21 protein-coding genes are annotated in these 15,728 nt (G+C 66.4%); all 21 read right to left on the reverse strand.

All coding sequences use genetic code 11. The features are described from left to right. Nucleotides 1–5 precede the first annotated feature (5 nt). The 21 genes from NSQ78_RS01345 to NSQ78_RS01445 all read right to left on the reverse strand — a co-directional run bounded on the left by NSQ78_RS01345 (nucleotide 6) and on the right by NSQ78_RS01445 (nucleotide 15,715). Nucleotides 6–2,870, reverse strand: coding sequence for a phage tail tape measure protein (locus NSQ78_RS01345; RefSeq protein WP_339207652.1), 2,865 nt, complete (start codon nucleotides 2,868–2,870; stop codon nucleotides 6–8). 172 nt (nucleotides 2,871–3,042) lie between these two features. After that, a complete protein-coding gene (locus NSQ78_RS01350; RefSeq protein WP_014648142.1) occupies nucleotides 3,043–3,159 on the reverse strand; it encodes a GpE family phage tail protein in 117 nt (38 codons plus the stop codon). An 8-nt stretch (nucleotides 3,160–3,167) separates the two neighbouring features. Further along, nucleotides 3,168–3,494, reverse strand: coding sequence for a phage tail assembly protein (locus NSQ78_RS01355; RefSeq protein ID WP_061478809.1), 327 nt, complete (start codon nucleotides 3,492–3,494; stop codon nucleotides 3,168–3,170). Nucleotides 3,495–3,553: 59 nt separating this feature from the next. Beyond that, a complete protein-coding gene (locus NSQ78_RS01360; protein WP_049405130.1) occupies nucleotides 3,554–4,063 on the reverse strand; it encodes a phage major tail tube protein in 510 nt (169 codons plus the stop codon). Nucleotides 4,064–4,086: 23 nt separating this feature from the next. Then, a complete protein-coding gene (locus tag NSQ78_RS01365; protein ID WP_061478808.1) occupies nucleotides 4,087–5,256 on the reverse strand; it encodes a phage tail sheath protein in 1,170 nt (389 codons plus the stop codon). Between the two features lie 16 nt (nucleotides 5,257–5,272). Further along, the gene (locus NSQ78_RS01370) at nucleotides 5,273–5,632 is read right to left on the reverse strand and encodes a GPW/gp25 family protein (RefSeq protein ID WP_339207659.1); all 360 of its coding nucleotides are present in this window, start codon (nucleotides 5,630–5,632) and stop codon (nucleotides 5,273–5,275) included. Beyond that, nucleotides 5,629–6,195, reverse strand: coding sequence for a phage baseplate assembly protein V (locus NSQ78_RS01375; protein WP_053461905.1), 567 nt, complete (start codon nucleotides 6,193–6,195; stop codon nucleotides 5,629–5,631). The genes NSQ78_RS01370 and NSQ78_RS01375 overlap by 4 nt, the downstream gene beginning before the upstream one ends. Before the next feature lie 74 nt (nucleotides 6,196–6,269). Next, nucleotides 6,270–6,920: a hypothetical protein gene (locus NSQ78_RS01380; RefSeq protein WP_339207662.1), complete on the reverse strand. Its 651-nt coding sequence runs from the start codon at nucleotides 6,918–6,920 to the stop codon at nucleotides 6,270–6,272. 1 nt (nucleotide 6,921) lies between these two features. Then, nucleotides 6,922–8,940 (reverse strand): tail fiber domain-containing protein, encoded by a 2,019-nt coding sequence (locus NSQ78_RS01385; RefSeq protein WP_339207664.1) that lies wholly within the window; start codon nucleotides 8,938–8,940, stop codon nucleotides 6,922–6,924. A gap of 9 nt (nucleotides 8,941–8,949) precedes the next feature. Further along, complete coding sequence (locus NSQ78_RS01390; RefSeq protein ID WP_064237456.1) at nucleotides 8,950–9,507, reverse strand: phage tail protein I; 558 nt, start codon at nucleotides 9,505–9,507, stop codon at nucleotides 8,950–8,952. Beyond that, on the reverse strand, nucleotides 9,500–10,390 hold the full coding sequence (locus tag NSQ78_RS01395) for a baseplate J/gp47 family protein (RefSeq protein WP_339207667.1): 891 nt from the start codon (nucleotides 10,388–10,390) through the stop codon (nucleotides 9,500–9,502). The genes NSQ78_RS01390 and NSQ78_RS01395 overlap by 8 nt, the downstream gene beginning before the upstream one ends. Nucleotides 10,391–10,476: 86 nt before the next feature. Then, entirely contained in the window at nucleotides 10,477–10,938 is a 462-nt protein-coding gene (locus NSQ78_RS01400; protein ID WP_339207669.1) for a phage virion morphogenesis protein, read from the reverse strand. Beyond that, nucleotides 10,935–11,420 carry a phage tail protein gene (locus NSQ78_RS01405; protein WP_339207671.1) on the reverse strand — a complete coding sequence of 162 codons (486 nt, stop codon included), beginning with the start codon at nucleotides 11,418–11,420 and terminating at the stop codon, nucleotides 10,935–10,937. The genes NSQ78_RS01400 and NSQ78_RS01405 overlap by 4 nt, the downstream gene beginning before the upstream one ends. Further along, nucleotides 11,417–11,941: a hypothetical protein gene (locus tag NSQ78_RS01410; RefSeq protein WP_053461911.1), complete on the reverse strand. Its 525-nt coding sequence runs from the start codon at nucleotides 11,939–11,941 to the stop codon at nucleotides 11,417–11,419. Before NSQ78_RS01410 ends, NSQ78_RS01405 begins: the two co-directional genes overlap by 4 nt. Beyond that, nucleotides 11,941–12,576, reverse strand: a complete 636-nt coding sequence (locus NSQ78_RS01415; protein WP_339207673.1) for a glycoside hydrolase family 19 protein — start codon at nucleotides 12,574–12,576, stop codon at nucleotides 11,941–11,943. The genes NSQ78_RS01410 and NSQ78_RS01415 overlap by 1 nt, the downstream gene beginning before the upstream one ends. A 1-nt stretch (nucleotide 12,577) precedes the next feature. Continuing rightward, a complete protein-coding gene (locus NSQ78_RS01420; RefSeq protein ID WP_014648128.1) occupies nucleotides 12,578–12,853 on the reverse strand; it encodes a phage holin family protein in 276 nt (91 codons plus the stop codon). Next, on the reverse strand, nucleotides 12,846–13,199 hold the full coding sequence (locus NSQ78_RS01425) for a putative holin (RefSeq protein ID WP_049405104.1): 354 nt from the start codon (nucleotides 13,197–13,199) through the stop codon (nucleotides 12,846–12,848). The genes NSQ78_RS01420 and NSQ78_RS01425 overlap by 8 nt, the downstream gene beginning before the upstream one ends. A gap of 2 nt (nucleotides 13,200–13,201) precedes the next feature. Continuing rightward, nucleotides 13,202–13,417 (reverse strand): tail protein X, encoded by a 216-nt coding sequence (locus NSQ78_RS01430; RefSeq protein ID WP_014648126.1) that lies wholly within the window; start codon nucleotides 13,415–13,417, stop codon nucleotides 13,202–13,204. Beyond that, nucleotides 13,417–13,884 (reverse strand): head completion/stabilization protein, encoded by a 468-nt coding sequence (locus tag NSQ78_RS01435; protein ID WP_339207677.1) that lies wholly within the window; start codon nucleotides 13,882–13,884, stop codon nucleotides 13,417–13,419. Before NSQ78_RS01435 ends, NSQ78_RS01430 begins: the two co-directional genes overlap by 1 nt. Before the next feature lie 104 nt (nucleotides 13,885–13,988). After that, nucleotides 13,989–14,696 (reverse strand): phage terminase small subunit, encoded by a 708-nt coding sequence (gene gpM / locus NSQ78_RS01440; protein ID WP_339207679.1) that lies wholly within the window; start codon nucleotides 14,694–14,696, stop codon nucleotides 13,989–13,991. Nucleotides 14,697–14,698: 2 nt separating this feature from the next. Further along, nucleotides 14,699–15,715 (reverse strand): phage major capsid protein, P2 family, encoded by a 1,017-nt coding sequence (locus NSQ78_RS01445; RefSeq protein WP_049419457.1) that lies wholly within the window; start codon nucleotides 15,713–15,715, stop codon nucleotides 14,699–14,701. Between the last annotated feature and the right edge of the window lie 13 nt (nucleotides 15,716–15,728).

Raw genomic sequence — 15,728 nt, forward strand, 5'->3', positions numbered from 1 at the left:
GTGCCTCAATCGCTCAGACGGGAGCCACGGCGGCTGGCCCGCTCGCGCTCAATGGTTTCAATGGTCTGGCGGACCAGGTCGGCGATGGCCTGGCCGTCGCTGCCCGGTGCCGCTGTGATCTGGATCGTGTAGCTGTTGCCGCCTGCGGCGCCCGTGGCGGCCTGCGCGGCACCCGGCGCCACTACCGGGCCGGCGCTGGCCATGACGGGCAGCGCAGCGGCGCCCAGGGCGATTCCTGCGCCTGCCTGCTTCATCCGGTCGCCCAGGGTAGCCACCTGCGACAGCGGCTCGCCCTGGCTGCGGTCGAGACCCCCGGCCAGGCCCTGCATGGTGAAGTCACCGAACTGCGCGAACACCCGCGATGGGCTGTGGATGCCGAGCATGCCCTTGAACTTGCCCACCACGCCCGAGGCGACGCCGGCGACGGCATCCATGGCCGCGCTGCCTTTGGACACGATGCCGTTGACCAGGCCCTGCACCATGTCGATGCCGGCCTGCATCATCTGCGCCGGCCAGCCGAGCAGGATCTGATTGACGCCTGCCCACATCGCGCTCAGGCCCGAGCGGATCTTGTCGCCGTTGCCGGTGAACAGGCCCACGATCAGATTCCACGCGCCCTGCAGGTACGTCCACGCACCGCCAACAGCGTTCTGGATCACCGGCAGGATGGTGGTAAAGGCGCTGACCAGCCAGCCGATGGCCTTCACCGCCACGCGCAGGTTCACCGTCAGCACGGTGGCCAGGATCTGGCCGAACCCGCGCCCCGCATCGGTGGCGCCCTGCAGCTGCTCGCTGGTGGCCTCGAACGGGGCGAACAGCTTCATCACCCAGCCCCACGCCTGGCTCATCGCCGAGGACACCATGTCCCACACCGGGCCGAGCGGTTCGAGCGCGGTGGCCAGCTCGGCCATGATCGGATTGACCACGTCGAGAATGCCCTGCCAGGTGCCGATCATGAATGCCTTGATCGGCTCCCAGTATTTCCACACCAGCGCTGCCACCACGCCGATGGCGGCGCCGATGGCCAGCACCGGCAGGCTGATGCCCCCGAGCAGCGGCAGCAGCATGCGGCCAACGTTGAACAGCATCGGGAACGCCCGGCCGGCCAAGGACAGCACCTGGCCCACCAGCTTGCCCAAGCCGCCGCCACCGCTGAGCAGCATCACAGCCTTGTGGATCTGCGTCAGCGCCATCGCGCCGACCCCACCTGCGACAACCAAACCGCCGAGCGCAGCAGCCAGCGCGGTGCCGCCGATGGCCAGCTTGGCGATGGTGGCGACCATCTGAGGGTTGCTCTTGACCCACTCGGCCATGCGGTCGGCGACCTTGGCCACGCGCGCAGCCAGCTCCTTCACCGTGGGCAACAGGGTCTTGCCGATGCGCTGGGACAGCACGATGGCGCTGTTCTTGAGCAGGATCAGGCCATTCTCGGCCGTGCCGACACGGGCGGCGTACTCGGCGTTCATCGAACCGCCGTACTTCTGCTCATCGGAGACCTTGCCCAGGTTCTCCTTCAGCAGGTCGAGGTTCGTCAGCAGCGGTGCGATGGCGCCGATGGACTCGCGGCCGAACAGCTGCGTCATGGTCGCGGCCTGTTCGGCCTTGGGCAGCTGCTTGAGCTTCTCCAGCACGCCGAGAATCGCGCCGCCGGCATCGTCCTGCATCGCCTTGGCCAGATCCCCTGCCTTGAGGCCGAGCTTGTCGAACGATGCCACCTGCCGGGCAGTTGCGGCATCGCCCGAGGACAGCGTGAGCAGCATGTTCTTGATGCCCGTGGCAGACACTTCCGACTCGATGCCCATGCCGGCCACCGTCGCGCCCAGCGCCGCCAGCGGGCCGCTACCCAGGCCGGCGACCTCGCCAAGGGCACCGATACGGTTCACCACCTCGCTGATCTTCTGCACGCTGGCCGGGCCGGTGTTGCCCAGGTAGTTGATCTTGTCGGCCAGCACGACAACGTCATCCTGGCCCATGCGGAACGCGGTGCGCCAAGTAGCCATCGTCTGGCCGGCGTCTTCGGCGGTGGTATCGAACGCCACACCCATCTTCGCCGCGTCCTCGGCGAAACGGGTCAGCTCGTTGCTGGCGATGCCGGCCTGGCCGGCGGCGGCGACGATCTTGGCGATGTCGGTGGGCACCATTGGCAGGCGCCGCGACAGCTCCTGAATATCGTTGCCCATCTTCTCGAAGCCGTCCGGCGTGTCGAAGTCCACTACCTTCTTCACGTCGGCCATAGCCGACTCGAAGTCCATGGCCTGAGCGATGGGCAGGACCTGGGCGCGCAGCGCGCCGAACGCGGCCAGTGCAACACCCGCACCGTGGGCTGCTGCATTCATGCCGGCGCTGTGGATCTTCTGGCTACGTGCCTTTGCTGCGTCAAGCGCAGCCAGGCGAGCGCGCTGCTGCTCCATCTGCTGCGAGGCGGCGGCGATATCCGTGCGCAGCCTGCGCTCATGCGCACCGAGCTGGCGCGTGCTGATGCCGGCCCGATCCAGTCCCGAGCGCAGCCGCTGCAGCTCAACCTGCTGCTGTTTCTGCTGGGCGCTCAGCTGGGCGGCGGCCGTCTTGGCCTGGCTGAACTCGCGGCTCAGCTTGCGGGTGGGGGTGCCAGCCTCCCTCATCTGGCGGGCAAGCGCCGCCACGCGCGCCTGCGCCTGTTGGTAGCTCTGCTCGGTACCGCGCAGCGCCTGCTGCTGCTGGCGGTAGGCGCTCACATCGCGCTGGGCGCTGTTCAGGCGCCGGAGGGTGGCTTGCTGCGCCTGTAGGGCCGAAGCCAGCCCCTTGCTGCCGGCCATGACTTTGCGGAAGGGACCGGTGGCCTGATCGAGAGCCTGCAGCACCACCTGCAGGCGAAGGTTGCCGCCGCTCATGCGACGACAACCGATGTACCGGCTACGCCGAGGGCGTGTCGGTCGGTGAGGAAACCAGCGCCGCCAGCAGGCGGCACAGCGCGCTCAATGCCCAGGTCAGCAGAGTGCCGACTCCGCAAAGCAGGAGGCCCGCCAAGGCGATGAAGACCACTATGTCCATGGGCGAAAGGTATCACGGCTCGGCTCCACTTCTTACACGGGCGCGCTCGCGCCATTCGATCAGTTCAAACAGCGAGAGGGCCGATAGCTCGGTGAGAGTGAATGGGAAAATCACCGCGATATCGGCCATGAAATCCTCTACGCGCTGAGGAATTCCCGCTGCGCCTTCGGCACAAAAAAACCAGCGGCGAGGGTGCCGATGGCGACCAAGTCGGCAGGGTCCAGCTTGTTCACGTCTGCAGCCGTCAGCGTCGGCTCGGTGATGCGCGGCAGCAGCGCGGCCACCGCGCTCACGTCGATCTGCAGCAGGTCCACCAGCTTGATGCCGCGCAGCTCCCCGGCGTTGGGCTTGCGCAGCTTGATGGTGGCGATGACCTGCTCGCCGCGCTGGATTGGGTAGTCGAGGGTGACCGTGTTGGCGTCGATGGCTTCGGCGCCGGCGGTGGTGGTGGCTTTGTCAGTCATGTCGTGGGTCTCTCAGGGCAGAGGTGGGCCGGGCCGCTGAGGCAGCCCGGTTATGTGGGTCAGGCGCCGATGGCGCGTCGCTGGCCGGCCAGCTGGTCCACGCCGTTGACGATGAACACCATGCCGACCATGTCGATTTCGATCTCGGTACGGCCGTTGATGCTCAGCTTGTAGTAGCTGGCGGTGGTCTTCACGCTGAACTCGGTGTCGTCACCGACCTTGCCGGTGCCGGGGTCGATCTCGCTGTGGCGGCCGCGGATGACGATCTCCAACGCGTCCACGTCGGCGCTATCTTCGCGCTGGTATGCACCAGCGAAGCGCAGCTGCACGGCGTTGTGAGCGATGGCGCCGTACTGGCGCAGCACGTCGCGCATCAGTCCGCCGCACTTCCATTCCAGTTCGATCTTTTCCTGGCCGAGGTCGATATCGATGGGGCCGAGCATGCCGCCGGCGCGGTATTCCTCCATCTTGCGGGTCAAGGTCGGCAGCTTGACCTCGGTGACCTGGCCCAGGTAGCTGAGGCCGTCATTGAACAGGTTGAGATTCTTGAGCTTGCTGGGCATGGACATGGGAATGGTTCCTCAGTACGGCATCAGCCGTTGATACGGGCCGGGAAGTCGGCGAAGTAGCGGTCGGTGATGCGCTGGTTCAGTACCAGGTTCTCCAGCGGCGGTACCGGCGTGTAGTCGTAATCGATGGTCACCCGGCCGGCCTTCAGCTGGCTGGGCTCGTTGGCGGCTTCGTCGTACCAGGCCGATGCACCCAGCACGTAGCCCGCGTTCACCAGCTCTCGGAATTTGGCATTGATGCTCTCCAGCATGTCGCGGATGAGCGACGGATGCTCGGGCTTGTCGATGTAGACCATCTGCGCCTCTGCAATGGTGTCGGCCAGGATCTGCGCGGTGCGCGTGGCCGTCTCGAAGGCGAACAGCGGGTCGTCGCTGCAGGTTCGCGAACCCCAGAACTTGTAGCCGTTGGAGTTGATGAGGGTGGTGATGTCGGCGGCGTTCAGCAGGCCAGCGTCGGTCGCCGGATCTTGCAGATCCCAGTGCACGTCGCGGCTGATGCCGGTCACGCCGGCGACGGCCACATTGGAGATCGATTTGTGCCAACCCTGCTGCTCATCGATCATCGCGCGCAGGCCCAGGGCGCGGGCGGTCGCGAACGCCATGCTGGTGGTGGCGTCGGCAGTGTTGAACGCGACGAAGTCGGGATAGATCAGCATCAGCTCGCGCTGGCTGAACTGCTCGCGATAGGCGATGGCTTCGCTGACCGAGGCACTGGCGGCACAGCTCACGTAGGCCATCGCGCGCAGCTTCTTGGCGATGACCGCCAGCGCGGCCGAAACCGGCTGGGTGTCCAGACCGGGTGCGCCCAGGATGCGCGGACGCACGCCTACCTGCGCCTCAGCTACCAGCAGCGCCTGCATGCCGGTGAAGGTGGCGCCGTCCTTCTTGCCGATCACGTTGGCGGTGGTGGCGCTGTCGTCGGAACCTTCGGCGACGCGCACCACCACGGTAATGGCGTTGGCCTGGTCGGCAATGGCCTGCAGCGTGGCGCGCAGCGTGCCGCTGGTGCCGGCCTTGCCGACGGCGCCCAGCACGTCGGTCAGCAGCACCGGTCGGTCGAGGGGGAACAGCGTGGCGTCGGCGTCCTGCGCGGTGCAGACGACGCCGACAACAGCGGTGGCAACAGTGCGAATCGGACGCACGCCGCCGTTGATTTCGATGACGCGTACGCCGTGGTGGTAGTCGGTGGCCATGAGGGAACTCCTGCGGTTATGGGGTGCGGAAGCGAAGCGGGACAGAGAGACGGGTGGTGCTGGAGGCGCCGGCGGGCACCGTGCGCTGGCCATCCAGATCCAGCACGAACGTGCCTGGCTCCTGACCACGCGCGAGGGTGATGCGGCTGAGGCGCAGGCGCGGCTCCCAACGCATCAGCGCCGTTGCAGTAGCGCCATACAGGCGCAACCGTGTGGCTTCGTTGAACGGCTGGTCGATCAGCTCCGGCAGCAGCGAGCCGTAGTCGCGGCGCTGGATGCGCGAGCCGATGGGAGTAGTGAGAATGTCGGCAATGGACTGCCGCAGATGCGCGGTGTCGTCCTTGAAACTGCCTGCCTGACCGTCCATGCCGATCATGCCGGCGGTCCCGACGTGCCGCTGCCCGGCTGCACCGCGCCGTGCTTATGCTGCTTGAGGCTGATGCCGCCGCCCACAACGTCCTCGGAAGCCTCAGCCTTGCCGTTGATGGTGACCTGGCCGGTGATGCTGGTATCGCCGTTTATGGTGACCGGCCCGTTGATCGTCACGCCACCATCTGCGGTGATCGTGGCAATGCCACCGCTGGGCAGGATGGCTGCGAGCGCATGTGACGCGCTGTCGTAGCTGATGACAGCGCCATCACTGAACTTGACCATGACCAGATCCGCATTGTCGGACGGGGCGGGGTACTGATCGCAGTACAGGCCGCGCAGGACGACCGCATTGGCCAGGTCGCCGTCGCTGCACACCAGCGTCACCTGCTCGCCGACGCTCGGCGGTGCCCACACCGCGAGCGTGCCGGCGGCGGATGCCAGCCATGGGATGTAGTCGGTATGGGCCTCGCCCGTGCGGACACGACACAGCGCACGCGCATGATCGACCGTCGTCACCACGCCATGGCGCAGCAGGTTGTTGATCTGTTGGGGCTGGGCGCTATCCATGCGCCCATGTTGTGCCGTGCCTCTCGCGCGCGCACGTAATGGCACGCGTAGATCGACGCGCTACAAAGCTGCGGTTACCACCAGCCGGCCGCGCCTACGCTGGCCACCATGATGGAACGGCTGACGGTCCCGCCGGCCCTTCGCATGAGGCAGTGGAACTCCACATCCGCGCGCACATTCTGGCCCGAAGCGCTGGGCACGCTGACCTGGGCCGAGCACGACTGCGAAGCGCTGGCATTGCGCCAGTCCGGCGCCGTACTGCCAACGTTCGCCGCGCCGACGTTGGCGAACTCAAAGCGCACGTCATACTCACCCACGCCGCCGTTGCGCAGCCACATCCCGCGCTCAGCCACGCGGCTGGAGTTGTTGCCGCCGCCGATGGTCGACACCCAGACCTCGTAGGCGCCATCGGCGTTGATGCGCAGCTCCACCTGCGCCGAGGTGTTGCCCTGCGCGTTGGTGTCGGATTGGTTGTGTGCGGAGAAGCCCTTGCCGTGAAAGGGCAGAACGTAGGTTGCTGTGCCCTTTGCAGCCCACAGGTTCGACACGTCGACGCCGCCGGAGCGATATCCCACGTCGCCACGCTTCTGACCGTACTGGATGTGGGCATACCGGAGCGGTTGCCCGCTCCGCCGGTATCCGCTGGCGGTTGGGCCATCGCCCATCACGTCGGGGTCGAACAGGTCGTCGAAGTCATAGCCATTGATACGGTATCCGCTTGCCATGTCAGACCCTCTCCCGCAGCTCGCGGACCTGGCCAGCAAGCTCCTGAATCGCCCGGGCCAATACCGGCAGCAGTTGGTCGAGCTTGACGGACGGAACGCGCTCTCCGTCGAACTCGACGCCATCCATATCCACAGCCTCGGGAACCAACTGCGCCAGCTGTTCGGCGACGAAGAACAACCGCCGGCGCCCATCGCCGTTGTACTCCGGCTTGTAGCGACCTGCGGCCAGTTCCATGCGCTCGACTGCTGCCAGGCCATAGGACACTGGGCCGTCAATGTCCTTCAGCTTGCGCGACGAGCCGAAGTCGAAGCCCCCGGCAGCGATGACGGAGCCGACGAATTCCGCGCTGCTATTTTTGATCTTTGCGAGAGTGAGATTGGCGCCGATGTTGAAGAAGTGGATGCCATCGGCAACTGAATCGCTGATGTTGGCGAAGACCTTATAGCCAACGCTGCCGGCGGGCGAATAGAACTGGATTTCCGGAATGTTCTTCTGAATGACGTGATTAGTTTCCGTGCGGAACGAGCTGGTGTTTGCGTTGAACAGCTCCTTTGTGACTCCGGTGGACCCGTTCCGCACGCGTGCGAAGATCGTGTCGCCGGCCGCAGTGTAGAGCCACGCCCAGTGGTTTCCGTCCTGCATGGCGATGCCGCCGCCATATGACCCGGAGGAGATGAGCCCCGCCGCCTGTGGTGCGTTTGGATCGAACGCGCCGCTGCCCTTGACACCGTAGTTCGCAACGAAGGCCCCCGAGCCGCTCAGGCTCGCGACGGTGACGCCAGTGCTGTTGGCCCAAGTGAAGTCGCTTGCGCGGAGTCGCATGCTCGCATTGGGTGTGTCGGAGCCATTCTGTCGAGCATCGAAGTAGACGGAGCCGGCAGCCGTTCCAATCCATCCATTCGCGTTACCGCCGTTCTTGAGCCACAGCTCCGGCATGGTCAACGAGCCGGTCATCACATCGCCCGATTTCTTGACCCTGCTGGCGGGATCGAAGTTCCCGCTTGTCCAGATCGTGCCGCCGGCAGAAAGCGTGGCGGTATATCCGCCCGCCGAGTTGTTGAAGTCGAAGTAGGCGCCATTCTTCTGAATGTACGAGCCGGTATCGCCCAGCACCAGGATTCCGTTACTGGCTACACCGTTCCATCCGTAAGAACGCAGCATGGCGCCATTCACCGCCAGCGGCCCGGTGAAGGTGTCTCCGGCGCGGTTGGCTTTGCCGTCGAGCGCGGGTTGCAGGCCGTCTACCTCGTCGATGGGATGCGAGTGGGGAGCCGGCGTGAACCTGTTCGGGACGCCGGTGAAGTTCTTCCAGTCCAGGTAGTAATCACCGTGCGCACCGTCGAGCAGATCGGCGTTGAGGCCGTTCCCATGGCCTTCATCGCGCAGCGCTGCGCCCTTCAGGCCCAGCTCGACGCGGAACATGGCAGCGGTGGCCAAGCCGAGCAGCGTCTTGACGAAGGTGGAAGGCGCGCCGGTGCCGAAGCGGTTGTTGATGTAGCGGGCCAGGCCGCGCGGGGTGATCGCCGTGGCAGGATCGCTGCCGGCGTCTGCCTCCTGCTCGGTGGCCAGCCGCACCACACCCATCTGCGTGGTCGTCGCCGGTGGATTGATGAAGTCGATATCGCCGACCTCGATGCTGGTGGCGTTGATCTTGGCGAACCGAATGTCCGTGGCCAGCAGCAGGGTCGCGGCCGCTGCCTTTTCCATGATGGGCGTGGACTGCGAGTAGACGGCAAACAGTGTGCCGTCCTGCAGGTACAGACCAAAGCCGCGCAGCGTGTAGGTATCGGTGCCATCGTCGCGCACGTTCAGGTGCAGCGTGTCGTCAGCAACGGCCTTGCCACCGAAGGTGGTCAGGCGCTTGAACTCCGCCGGCACGGATGCGCCCACGGTGCCCACATCGAAGTGCTGAGCAGTCAAGCCGACCTGTGTGACCTTGACCGGCGCGGTACCGGTGTTCTCTGCGTTGACGATGGCGGCAAAGCCAGCCGGCGTAATGGTGATCTGGGGGATGGGCATGGGTATGTCCTACGGTTCGCTGGCGGCCAGCTGCAGGCGGGTAGAGGTAAGCACGCGAGCCACGCCCAGGACGCCGATGGCGCCCTCGGCGTTGATGCCCTGAGTGAAGGAGTAGTGCGAACGCACGGGCTTGGCGCGGTCCACCGCAGCCATAACCTGGTCGATAAAGTCGGCGGTGGCGTCTTGCCCACCTTGACCGCTGAGGGTCAGCAGCAGCTCGAAGGTGTGGGGCTGGCCGGGCGGGTCCATCTGCCACCACTCGCGCAGCTGCACCTGTCCGCCGAAGCTGGCCACCACGTCGGCAATGCTCTGCGCGGTGCCCTTGTGCCGTTGGATCTGGAACGAGCTGGCGATGCGGGCGCGCTTGATCTGTTCCGGCCACTCGCTGTCCCAGGTGTCCACCGACACCGTCCACGCCAGGAACGGCAGAAACTCCGCCGGGCACGTCCACGGGTTCCACAGCAGGTGGTGAACCATCGGGATGCCCATCAGCTGCGCATCGGCGCCCTCCACGGCCCGTTCCAGCGTGGTGGCATTGGGGGGCAGCAGGGTGCGCACCTCAGTCATTGGTGCCCACGTGTTCGATCACCACAGCGGTGCAGTACGCCGCGCTCTGCGCACTGACCGTGATATCTGCGGCGGGACTGTCCAGCTGCACGCGCTGCACGCCCTCGACATGCAGGGCCGAATACAGCGCCGAGAGAGGAACGTCACGGCCCAGCCGCTGCGACTGGCTCAGGAAAAGCCGCATGCGCCGGTTGGCCTCGGCAATGACCAGGGCGCTGTCAGGTCCGTTGAAGGTGGTCAGCTGCGCGCGGACCTCGTACGGCTCAATGGTGGCTGCCGCCACAGTCACGTGGTCGGTGAGGGGGCGCACGTTCCCGTTGAGCAGGGCCGATTCCACCGCAGCCAGCAGCTGCGCGGAGGGCGTGCCATCGCCCTCCCGCGAAAGCACGGTCACCACGACTTCACCGGGCGAAGGGCTGGCCACGCTGGCGTCGAGTACGGCCACGTCGGCCGAAAGGGTGTGGAAGATGTAGGCACCTTCGGGGCCGGCAACCGATAGGCCCTCCGGCGCCAGCTGGATGCGGCGCCGGAAATCGGAATCGCTCTCGTAGACCGCCGGTGTGCCCGTCTCGGGATCTGCGGGGGTCAGTAGCTTTCGCTGAACCCCGTACGGTACCGCCAGGTTGTCGAGGTCGCCGCCCTGGGAGTACGGAAGAAGGAGGCCGCGAGCGCGCTGGTTGAACTGCTCGCGCAGCAGCACCTCTCGGTACGCACTGGCCTGCAGGATCTTCACCACCGGGTCGGATTCGACCACGGCGGTGTACTCCGGGCAAAGGCGGCGGAACTCAGCCAGACGCTCGGCGTAGATCGACTCGAACGAGCGCTGCTCGAAGATGTCGGGCGCCGGCAGCTTGTCGACTTCGATGGCGGTAAATGTGGACACGACAGCGCCGATTCGGGGATGCGTTTCAGCATCCCATCGCGCGCGCGCGTGCCTATCGGCTACGCCATGTAGGGGGGGCGATTACGCTACAGACCTTCCAGATGGTCGAGGATCAGATCGCGCACAAGCCGTTCGTCGGCTGGCGAGAAGCCCAGCAGGCGCCGACGTGCATAGGTAACGCGGGGACCGCCCTTGCTGACCGCATCGCTGCGGCCCTCCTGATGGATCAGTGCAATGCGCGATACACGGCCGGTGAAGCCGACGGCCACCTCATTTGGGGTCGCGCGTACGCGAAGGTGCCGCGCCTGCCGGATCTTGGCGAACATTGCGCCGCGCTTGATGCGCCCGGCCTTGGCCCGACGCAGGGGCGCGGCACGGCGCGCCGCGTACGGCGTGCCATCCGGGTTCTTCTGCGTTGCGATGCGCTGCTGTTGGGCCCGGCGCAGCGCGGTACCGACCTTGCGCGCCAGCTTGCCGCGTTCGGCCGGCTGCAGACGCCGCAGCAGGGGCGCGGCCCAGGCTTCCAGTCGCTGTAGATCCTCGTTCACTGCGTAATCGCCGGCAGCGTGGCGATCTGGACACCGTCTGCGACCAGGACGCCGCCGGCCAGCGTGTCGGCGTGGGCATCCTCTGCAGGCGGCTCGGGCAGGTGCTGCAGCTGCACGCTGCCATCAGCGGCGCGGGTGACCAACACCCGTTCGGTGAGCGGCATCTTGATGGCCAGATCCACCAGGCTGTCGCCCAGCACGTCCACCTCAAAGGTCAGCTTCTCACGGTTGACAGGGTTGGCCAGTAGTTCGGGCTGGTGACGGGTCAGCCATTGCAGCAGAGGCACCATGACAGCCTCGGGTGCGCTGCCAAAGTCGGTCAGCACCAGGTCCAGGGTGTAGCGGTACTCGAACGCCAGGCCCGGCCGGTAGGTACCGGCCAGGCCGCCACCGTCGACAAAGATCAGCAGCTTGTCGGGGTCGCTGGCCAGTGCCGGGACGGCGGCGACCAGGTGGTCGCGCAGCAGCTGCGGCTTCTTCATGGCGTACCTGCCTGCCGTTCAAGCTCGGCGTGCAGCTCGCGGGCCAGTTCCTGCAAGGCCACTACCTGCTCGGCGGTTGCGTGGCAGGTGGCGTAGTTGCTGGCGACGGTTTCGGCGACCGCAGAGAGCGGAGTGGCGGCGGCGGGCGCATCAGGATTTCCGGCAGGGCCGGCGGTGGGGCTGCCGCTCGCGGCGGTGTCGTGGAGCTGCACGAAGCCAGCAGGAACAACACAGGCAGCATCAGCGTTCGCGGTGACATAGATGGGAACCTCTTTGACGATGGTGTCGCCGCGCTCGTGCACCAGCTGTACGCGGTCCACGTACTCGGTCACGACGCGGGTGGTGCCTTCGGCCAGCTTGAGGCTGCTGGCCAGGGCGGCGTTGTCGGCGACGGCCTTGGCCAAGGCCGCGTTGGCCTTGTCCAGCGCGATGGTGGCGCGGCTGACGCGCGACTGCTGGCAGCTGAAGAGACCGGCGGTGGCCAGCACCAGGGCGGCCAGTGCGAGGGCGCGGTAGAGCATCAGCGCGCCCCCAGCGCGGCCAGGGCGCGCGTGGTGCGGGCGGTGCGGTCTGCCATGCCATTGGGCGTGGCGCGGCTGCGGGCGTTACCCAGGTTGATGACGCGGCTGACGGTCAGCACGTCGCGCTGATCGGCGTAGGAGTTGAGGCCGTTCTCTTTCCAGAACGCAGCCGCCGCCATGGCGCCGATCTCCGGCTCGATCAGCAGGCCCGGCTGTTCTTCCAGCGGCTGGCCGATGAGCTGCCCCATGCGGCGGTAATTGCCCCGGCCGGTATGCTGCAGCGGGCCACGGCCGCGGAACAGATAGCCGTCGCCGCTGGCCTCGCTACCGTTGCCGTTGCGGTTGGCGTAGACGCGGTTGCCGAGCTTTGCCGGCTGATGAACGAACGCGGCGGCCTCGGCCGGCGAGATGTACCGGCCGAACACTTCCAGCAGGCGTTCGCGGCTGTAGCTGAGCGACTCTTCGACACGCGACAGGCTCAGGCTTTCGTGGCCGAGCTGTGCCAGGAAGTAGGCCGCGCGCAAAGGCGTGTTGATGCCGAAGCGCCTCATGGCCGCGTTCAGCGCCTCGGCCCAGCGCTGTGCGCGCTGCAGCGGGCACTGCATGATCTGAGCGAGCAGAGCAGGGGTCAGCATGTCAGTTGCTCCCGAACAGGTGGGCCACGTTCCCACGCGCCCGATAGACGGCCACCAGCAGCACCACCAACAGTGCCAGCTGCCAAGCGGTGACGCGGGCGCCGGCGCCCTGCAGGATGATCTGCAGGGCCTGCCCACCGGTGCTAGCAATCAGCAGCCAGGCGCACCAGGCGATGCCGTGGCGATGGTTGGCGTTGGGGGCCGGCCGGTAGGTCAGCAGGCGCACGCAGATGGCCACGCAGCACAGCAGCGTGGCGGTGGTCAGTAGTTCAGCCATCGGAGCCTCCGCGCGGCAGGCGGCTCGGATCGGCGCTGCGGCTGCGCTCGATCAGGGCCAAGGTGAGGGTGATGATGGTGGCCGCGCACAGGAACGCGGCCAGGCCGCTGGACGCCACGTCAAACCGGCGCATGACCTCCGTGCCGCCCATGTAGCCGGCCACCACGCTGATGGCCAGGTAGATCAGCCGCTTCCAGAGCGACAGATCCTTGGCCGATACGACGAACAGTGTGGCACCGGCGAACGCGCCGATGAATGCGTCCGTCTCGATGCCCGGCAGCAGCGAGGCGAGGCCGACGCCGGTGGCCAGTGCGGCCATGCTGCCGGTGGAAGTTGGTTCGGTCATCTTCAATCCCATAGCTGGACAAGGGGACGCATCACTGCGCCGGTTGAGGGTGTCGGTACGTCCGGCAGTTCCACCACGGTGCCCATGGGCAGGACAGGGCCATGCAGGCTGATTCCATAGTTCAGCGCCATCACCCTCTCGACCATGCCGGCGGTGGTTCCGAGGTGCCGATGACACAGCGCGTCGATGGTGTCGCCCTGTAGCGAGCGGACGCGCATCAGATCAACTCCACCGTGACCCGGCGCAGCCCTTGCAGATCGCTGATGGCGTTGCGGTGATCGCGCCGCAGTTCATCAATGGTCGGGGTCAGATCGTCGGCGCGTTGATTGCCCTGGGCGGTAGCGTCATAGGACCGGTAGCGTTCGTGCAGCTCCACGGCGGTGCCACACTGCACGGCGCGCCGGTACAGCTGCAGCAGCACCGACTCGCCGTCGATCTGCTGCGCCGGTATGTCTGCCAGCGCAGCAAAGCCGTCCGCTTCCTTGCGGGCCTGCCACAACGCCAGCTCCCGCGTCACTGAGGCCACGGCCAGCACCACTGTGTTGCGCAGCCGCGCCGCCAGCACATCGCCCGGTACCCGGATGGCCTCGCGCAGCGCGTCCACGTCGATCTCTGGCCAGAACGGGCCGGCGGTGACAGGGGCAAGCTTGGGAGCGGGCGATGCGTTGGCGGTGAAGGCGCTCATGGTGTGTCCGTAGGTCGCCGGTGGTCGGGGCGTCACACCAAGGGAGAGAGGTCTTGGTGATCGGCCCCGAGCCGGCGGGGTCGCGGGGTACGCTCGGTGTGACGTCAGTCGTTGGACTGGCTGGCGTCGAACTTCTTCTGTAGGCGCTCGGCGCGCTTGAGGTCTTCCTTGCCGCCGCAGCTGTCATGCAGCTGGATCGCGGTGCGCAGGTCTTCGATGGCCTGGGCAACTGCGTCGGCGCTCAGCGGCGCCGCCTCGGTATCGGAGGCCAGCAGGCTGCGTCCACGCGCCAGCAGCAGACGGGCGCGCACTTCGTCGGGCATGTCTTGGCCCTCGGTGAGCGTGGCCGCCCGGTCGATCACATTCAGGTCGAAAGGGGCGCTGGTCTTGAGCGCGTTCAGCGCGGCCAAGCCGATCTCCTCAGCCACCACGCAGGCCGCTGTGCGCTTGTGGGTGTCCGGCATATCCAGACCGTGGGCCAGGACGTACCGCGCAATGTCGAGGCCGGCATCGAACAGCCCGGCATCGAAGTGCCACAGCATCAGCGTGGAGACGATATCGTCCTTGCCGCCGGCGTCCGCCGACAGCACGCCGTCCAGATACGGGGCATAGGACGGCAGCAGCGCAGTCTTGAGCTGAGCCTTGCCCTGCGTGGACTGGATCTGCTTCAGCCGGGCGCGGTCGGAAGCCAGGCGCATCTGCATCTGCTGGTAGATCGTGGTCCCTTCCATCAGGTTGCTGCCGGCGGTGCGCGCCGCCTCCTTCGAGGCGAGCGCACGCTTCACATGGCGGCTGGCGGGGGTGTCGACCATGGTCAGATCCCGAACTCGATGTTCTCGGCCACCGCGCCCAGACCGTAGTCCTCCACCACGTAGTCATCGTTGGACGACTCGAAGTTGGCGACGCGGTTCTTGTTCGGCTGCTCGATGATGTGACGGCGGCGCGAGGCAATCTGCCAGTACAGCGACAGGTTGCTCAGGCTGGTCACCATCAGCGACTTGGCCGGGAAGAACGGCACGATGACCGGCTGCAGGCCACCGATGCGCTTGGCGCCCAGGATCAGTTCGGCCGCGACCTTCTCGGTGGGGGCGTTGTCACGGTTGATGATCGGGAAATACTTGTCGTGCACCAGCTGGCGGCCGCAGATCACCACCAGGCTCGGATCTTCCTGATGCCACGGGTCGATCAGGTTGGCGACCAGGTCCATCACCAGGGCATCGATGTTGCCGTAGTCAGCGTCGGTACCGCCCACCTTGATCTTGCCGCTGCCATCGACGCCTTCGGTCATGACACGCTCGGGCGCATGCTCGCGGTACTTCTGCAGCCAGCCCTTGTTCACATCCTGCAGCATCGGATTGGCGACGCGGTTGGTGTTGATGGCAATGCTGGTGCCGTGCCAACCGATCATGATCCGGTCCAGTGCCTGGCGCTGGATGATCGCGTCGCGGATCAGGGTCTGGAACTCGGGGCGATGTGCCCAGGCGTCCAGACGGGCATAGGGCAGGGCGGTGTCAAAGTCGGTCTTCTGGCACTCGTAGGTGTTGGACACCAGCGAGGTCGGATCGGACGGGTTGCGCTCGCCGTTGCCGCTGGTGTCGGTGCGGCCGGCGATGGTGCCGGTGATGCCAACGCCAACCTTCTGGCCCTTCAGTTCGTTCACGCCGACCATGTTGATCGCCTGCAGGAAGGTACTGCTTTCCTGCATGCGGGCTTCGAGGCTCTGCTGCACGGTCGGCTCGACAGAGAAGGTGTTGGCCACACCGCTGACGTTGTTCAGCGTGGCAACCTGCTGGGTGTAGCCCTCGAACAGGCGGCGGGTTTCGGTACGCATGGGGTAGCTCCGG

Source organism: Stenotrophomonas sp. FSL W7-1447 (genome assembly GCF_037966425.1).
Lineage (GTDB): Bacteria > Pseudomonadota > Gammaproteobacteria > Xanthomonadales > Xanthomonadaceae > Stenotrophomonas > Stenotrophomonas pavanii.

Bases quoted from the DNA above. Each gene is read 5' to 3' on its own strand.
- NSQ78_RS01365 (WP_061478808.1), bottom strand. From the start codon at position 5,256: ATGGCCACCGACTACCACCACGGCGTACGCGTCATCGAAATCAACGGC.
- NSQ78_RS01350 (WP_014648142.1), bottom strand. From the start codon at position 3,159: ATGGCCGATATCGCGGTGATTTTCCCATTCACTCTCACCGAGCTATCG.
- NSQ78_RS01425 (WP_049405104.1), bottom strand. From the start codon at position 13,199: ATGACCGAACCAACTTCCACCGGCAGCATGGCCGCACTGGCCACCGGC.
- NSQ78_RS01380 (WP_339207662.1), bottom strand. From the start codon at position 6,920: ATGGCAAGCGGATACCGTATCAATGGCTATGACTTCGACGACCTGTTC.
- NSQ78_RS01410 (WP_053461911.1), bottom strand. From the start codon at position 11,941: ATGCTCTACCGCGCCCTCGCACTGGCCGCCCTGGTGCTGGCCACCGCC.
- NSQ78_RS01370 (WP_339207659.1), bottom strand. From the start codon at position 5,632: ATGATCGGCATGGACGGTCAGGCAGGCAGTTTCAAGGACGACACCGCG.
- NSQ78_RS01435 (WP_339207677.1), bottom strand. From the start codon at position 13,884: ATGAGCGCCTTCACCGCCAACGCATCGCCCGCTCCCAAGCTTGCCCCT.
- NSQ78_RS01415 (WP_339207673.1), bottom strand. From the start codon at position 12,576: ATGCTGACCCCTGCTCTGCTCGCTCAGATCATGCAGTGCCCGCTGCAG.
- NSQ78_RS01345 (WP_339207652.1), bottom strand. From the start codon at position 2,870: ATGAGCGGCGGCAACCTTCGCCTGCAGGTGGTGCTGCAGGCTCTCGAT.
- NSQ78_RS01430 (WP_014648126.1), bottom strand. From the start codon at position 13,417: ATGCGCGTCCGCTCGCTACAGGGCGACACCATCGACGCGCTGTGTCAT.
- gpM (WP_339207679.1), bottom strand. From the start codon at position 14,696: ATGGTCGACACCCCCGCCAGCCGCCATGTGAAGCGTGCGCTCGCCTCG.
- NSQ78_RS01390 (WP_064237456.1), bottom strand. From the start codon at position 9,507: ATGACTGAGGTGCGCACCCTGCTGCCCCCCAATGCCACCACGCTGGAA.
- NSQ78_RS01420 (WP_014648128.1), bottom strand. From the start codon at position 12,853: ATGGCTGAACTACTGACCACCGCCACGCTGCTGTGCTGCGTGGCCATC.
- NSQ78_RS01385 (WP_339207664.1), bottom strand. From the start codon at position 8,940: ATGCCCATCCCCCAGATCACCATTACGCCGGCTGGCTTTGCCGCCATC.
- NSQ78_RS01405 (WP_339207671.1), bottom strand. From the start codon at position 11,420: ATGAAGAAGCCGCAGCTGCTGCGCGACCACCTGGTCGCCGCCGTCCCG.
- NSQ78_RS01360 (WP_049405130.1), bottom strand. From the start codon at position 4,063: ATGTCCATGCCCAGCAAGCTCAAGAATCTCAACCTGTTCAATGACGGC.
- NSQ78_RS01375 (WP_053461905.1), bottom strand. From the start codon at position 6,195: ATGGATAGCGCCCAGCCCCAACAGATCAACAACCTGCTGCGCCATGGC.
- NSQ78_RS01355 (WP_061478809.1), bottom strand. From the start codon at position 3,494: ATGACTGACAAAGCCACCACCACCGCCGGCGCCGAAGCCATCGACGCC.
- NSQ78_RS01445 (WP_049419457.1), bottom strand. From the start codon at position 15,715: ATGCGTACCGAAACCCGCCGCCTGTTCGAGGGCTACACCCAGCAGGTT.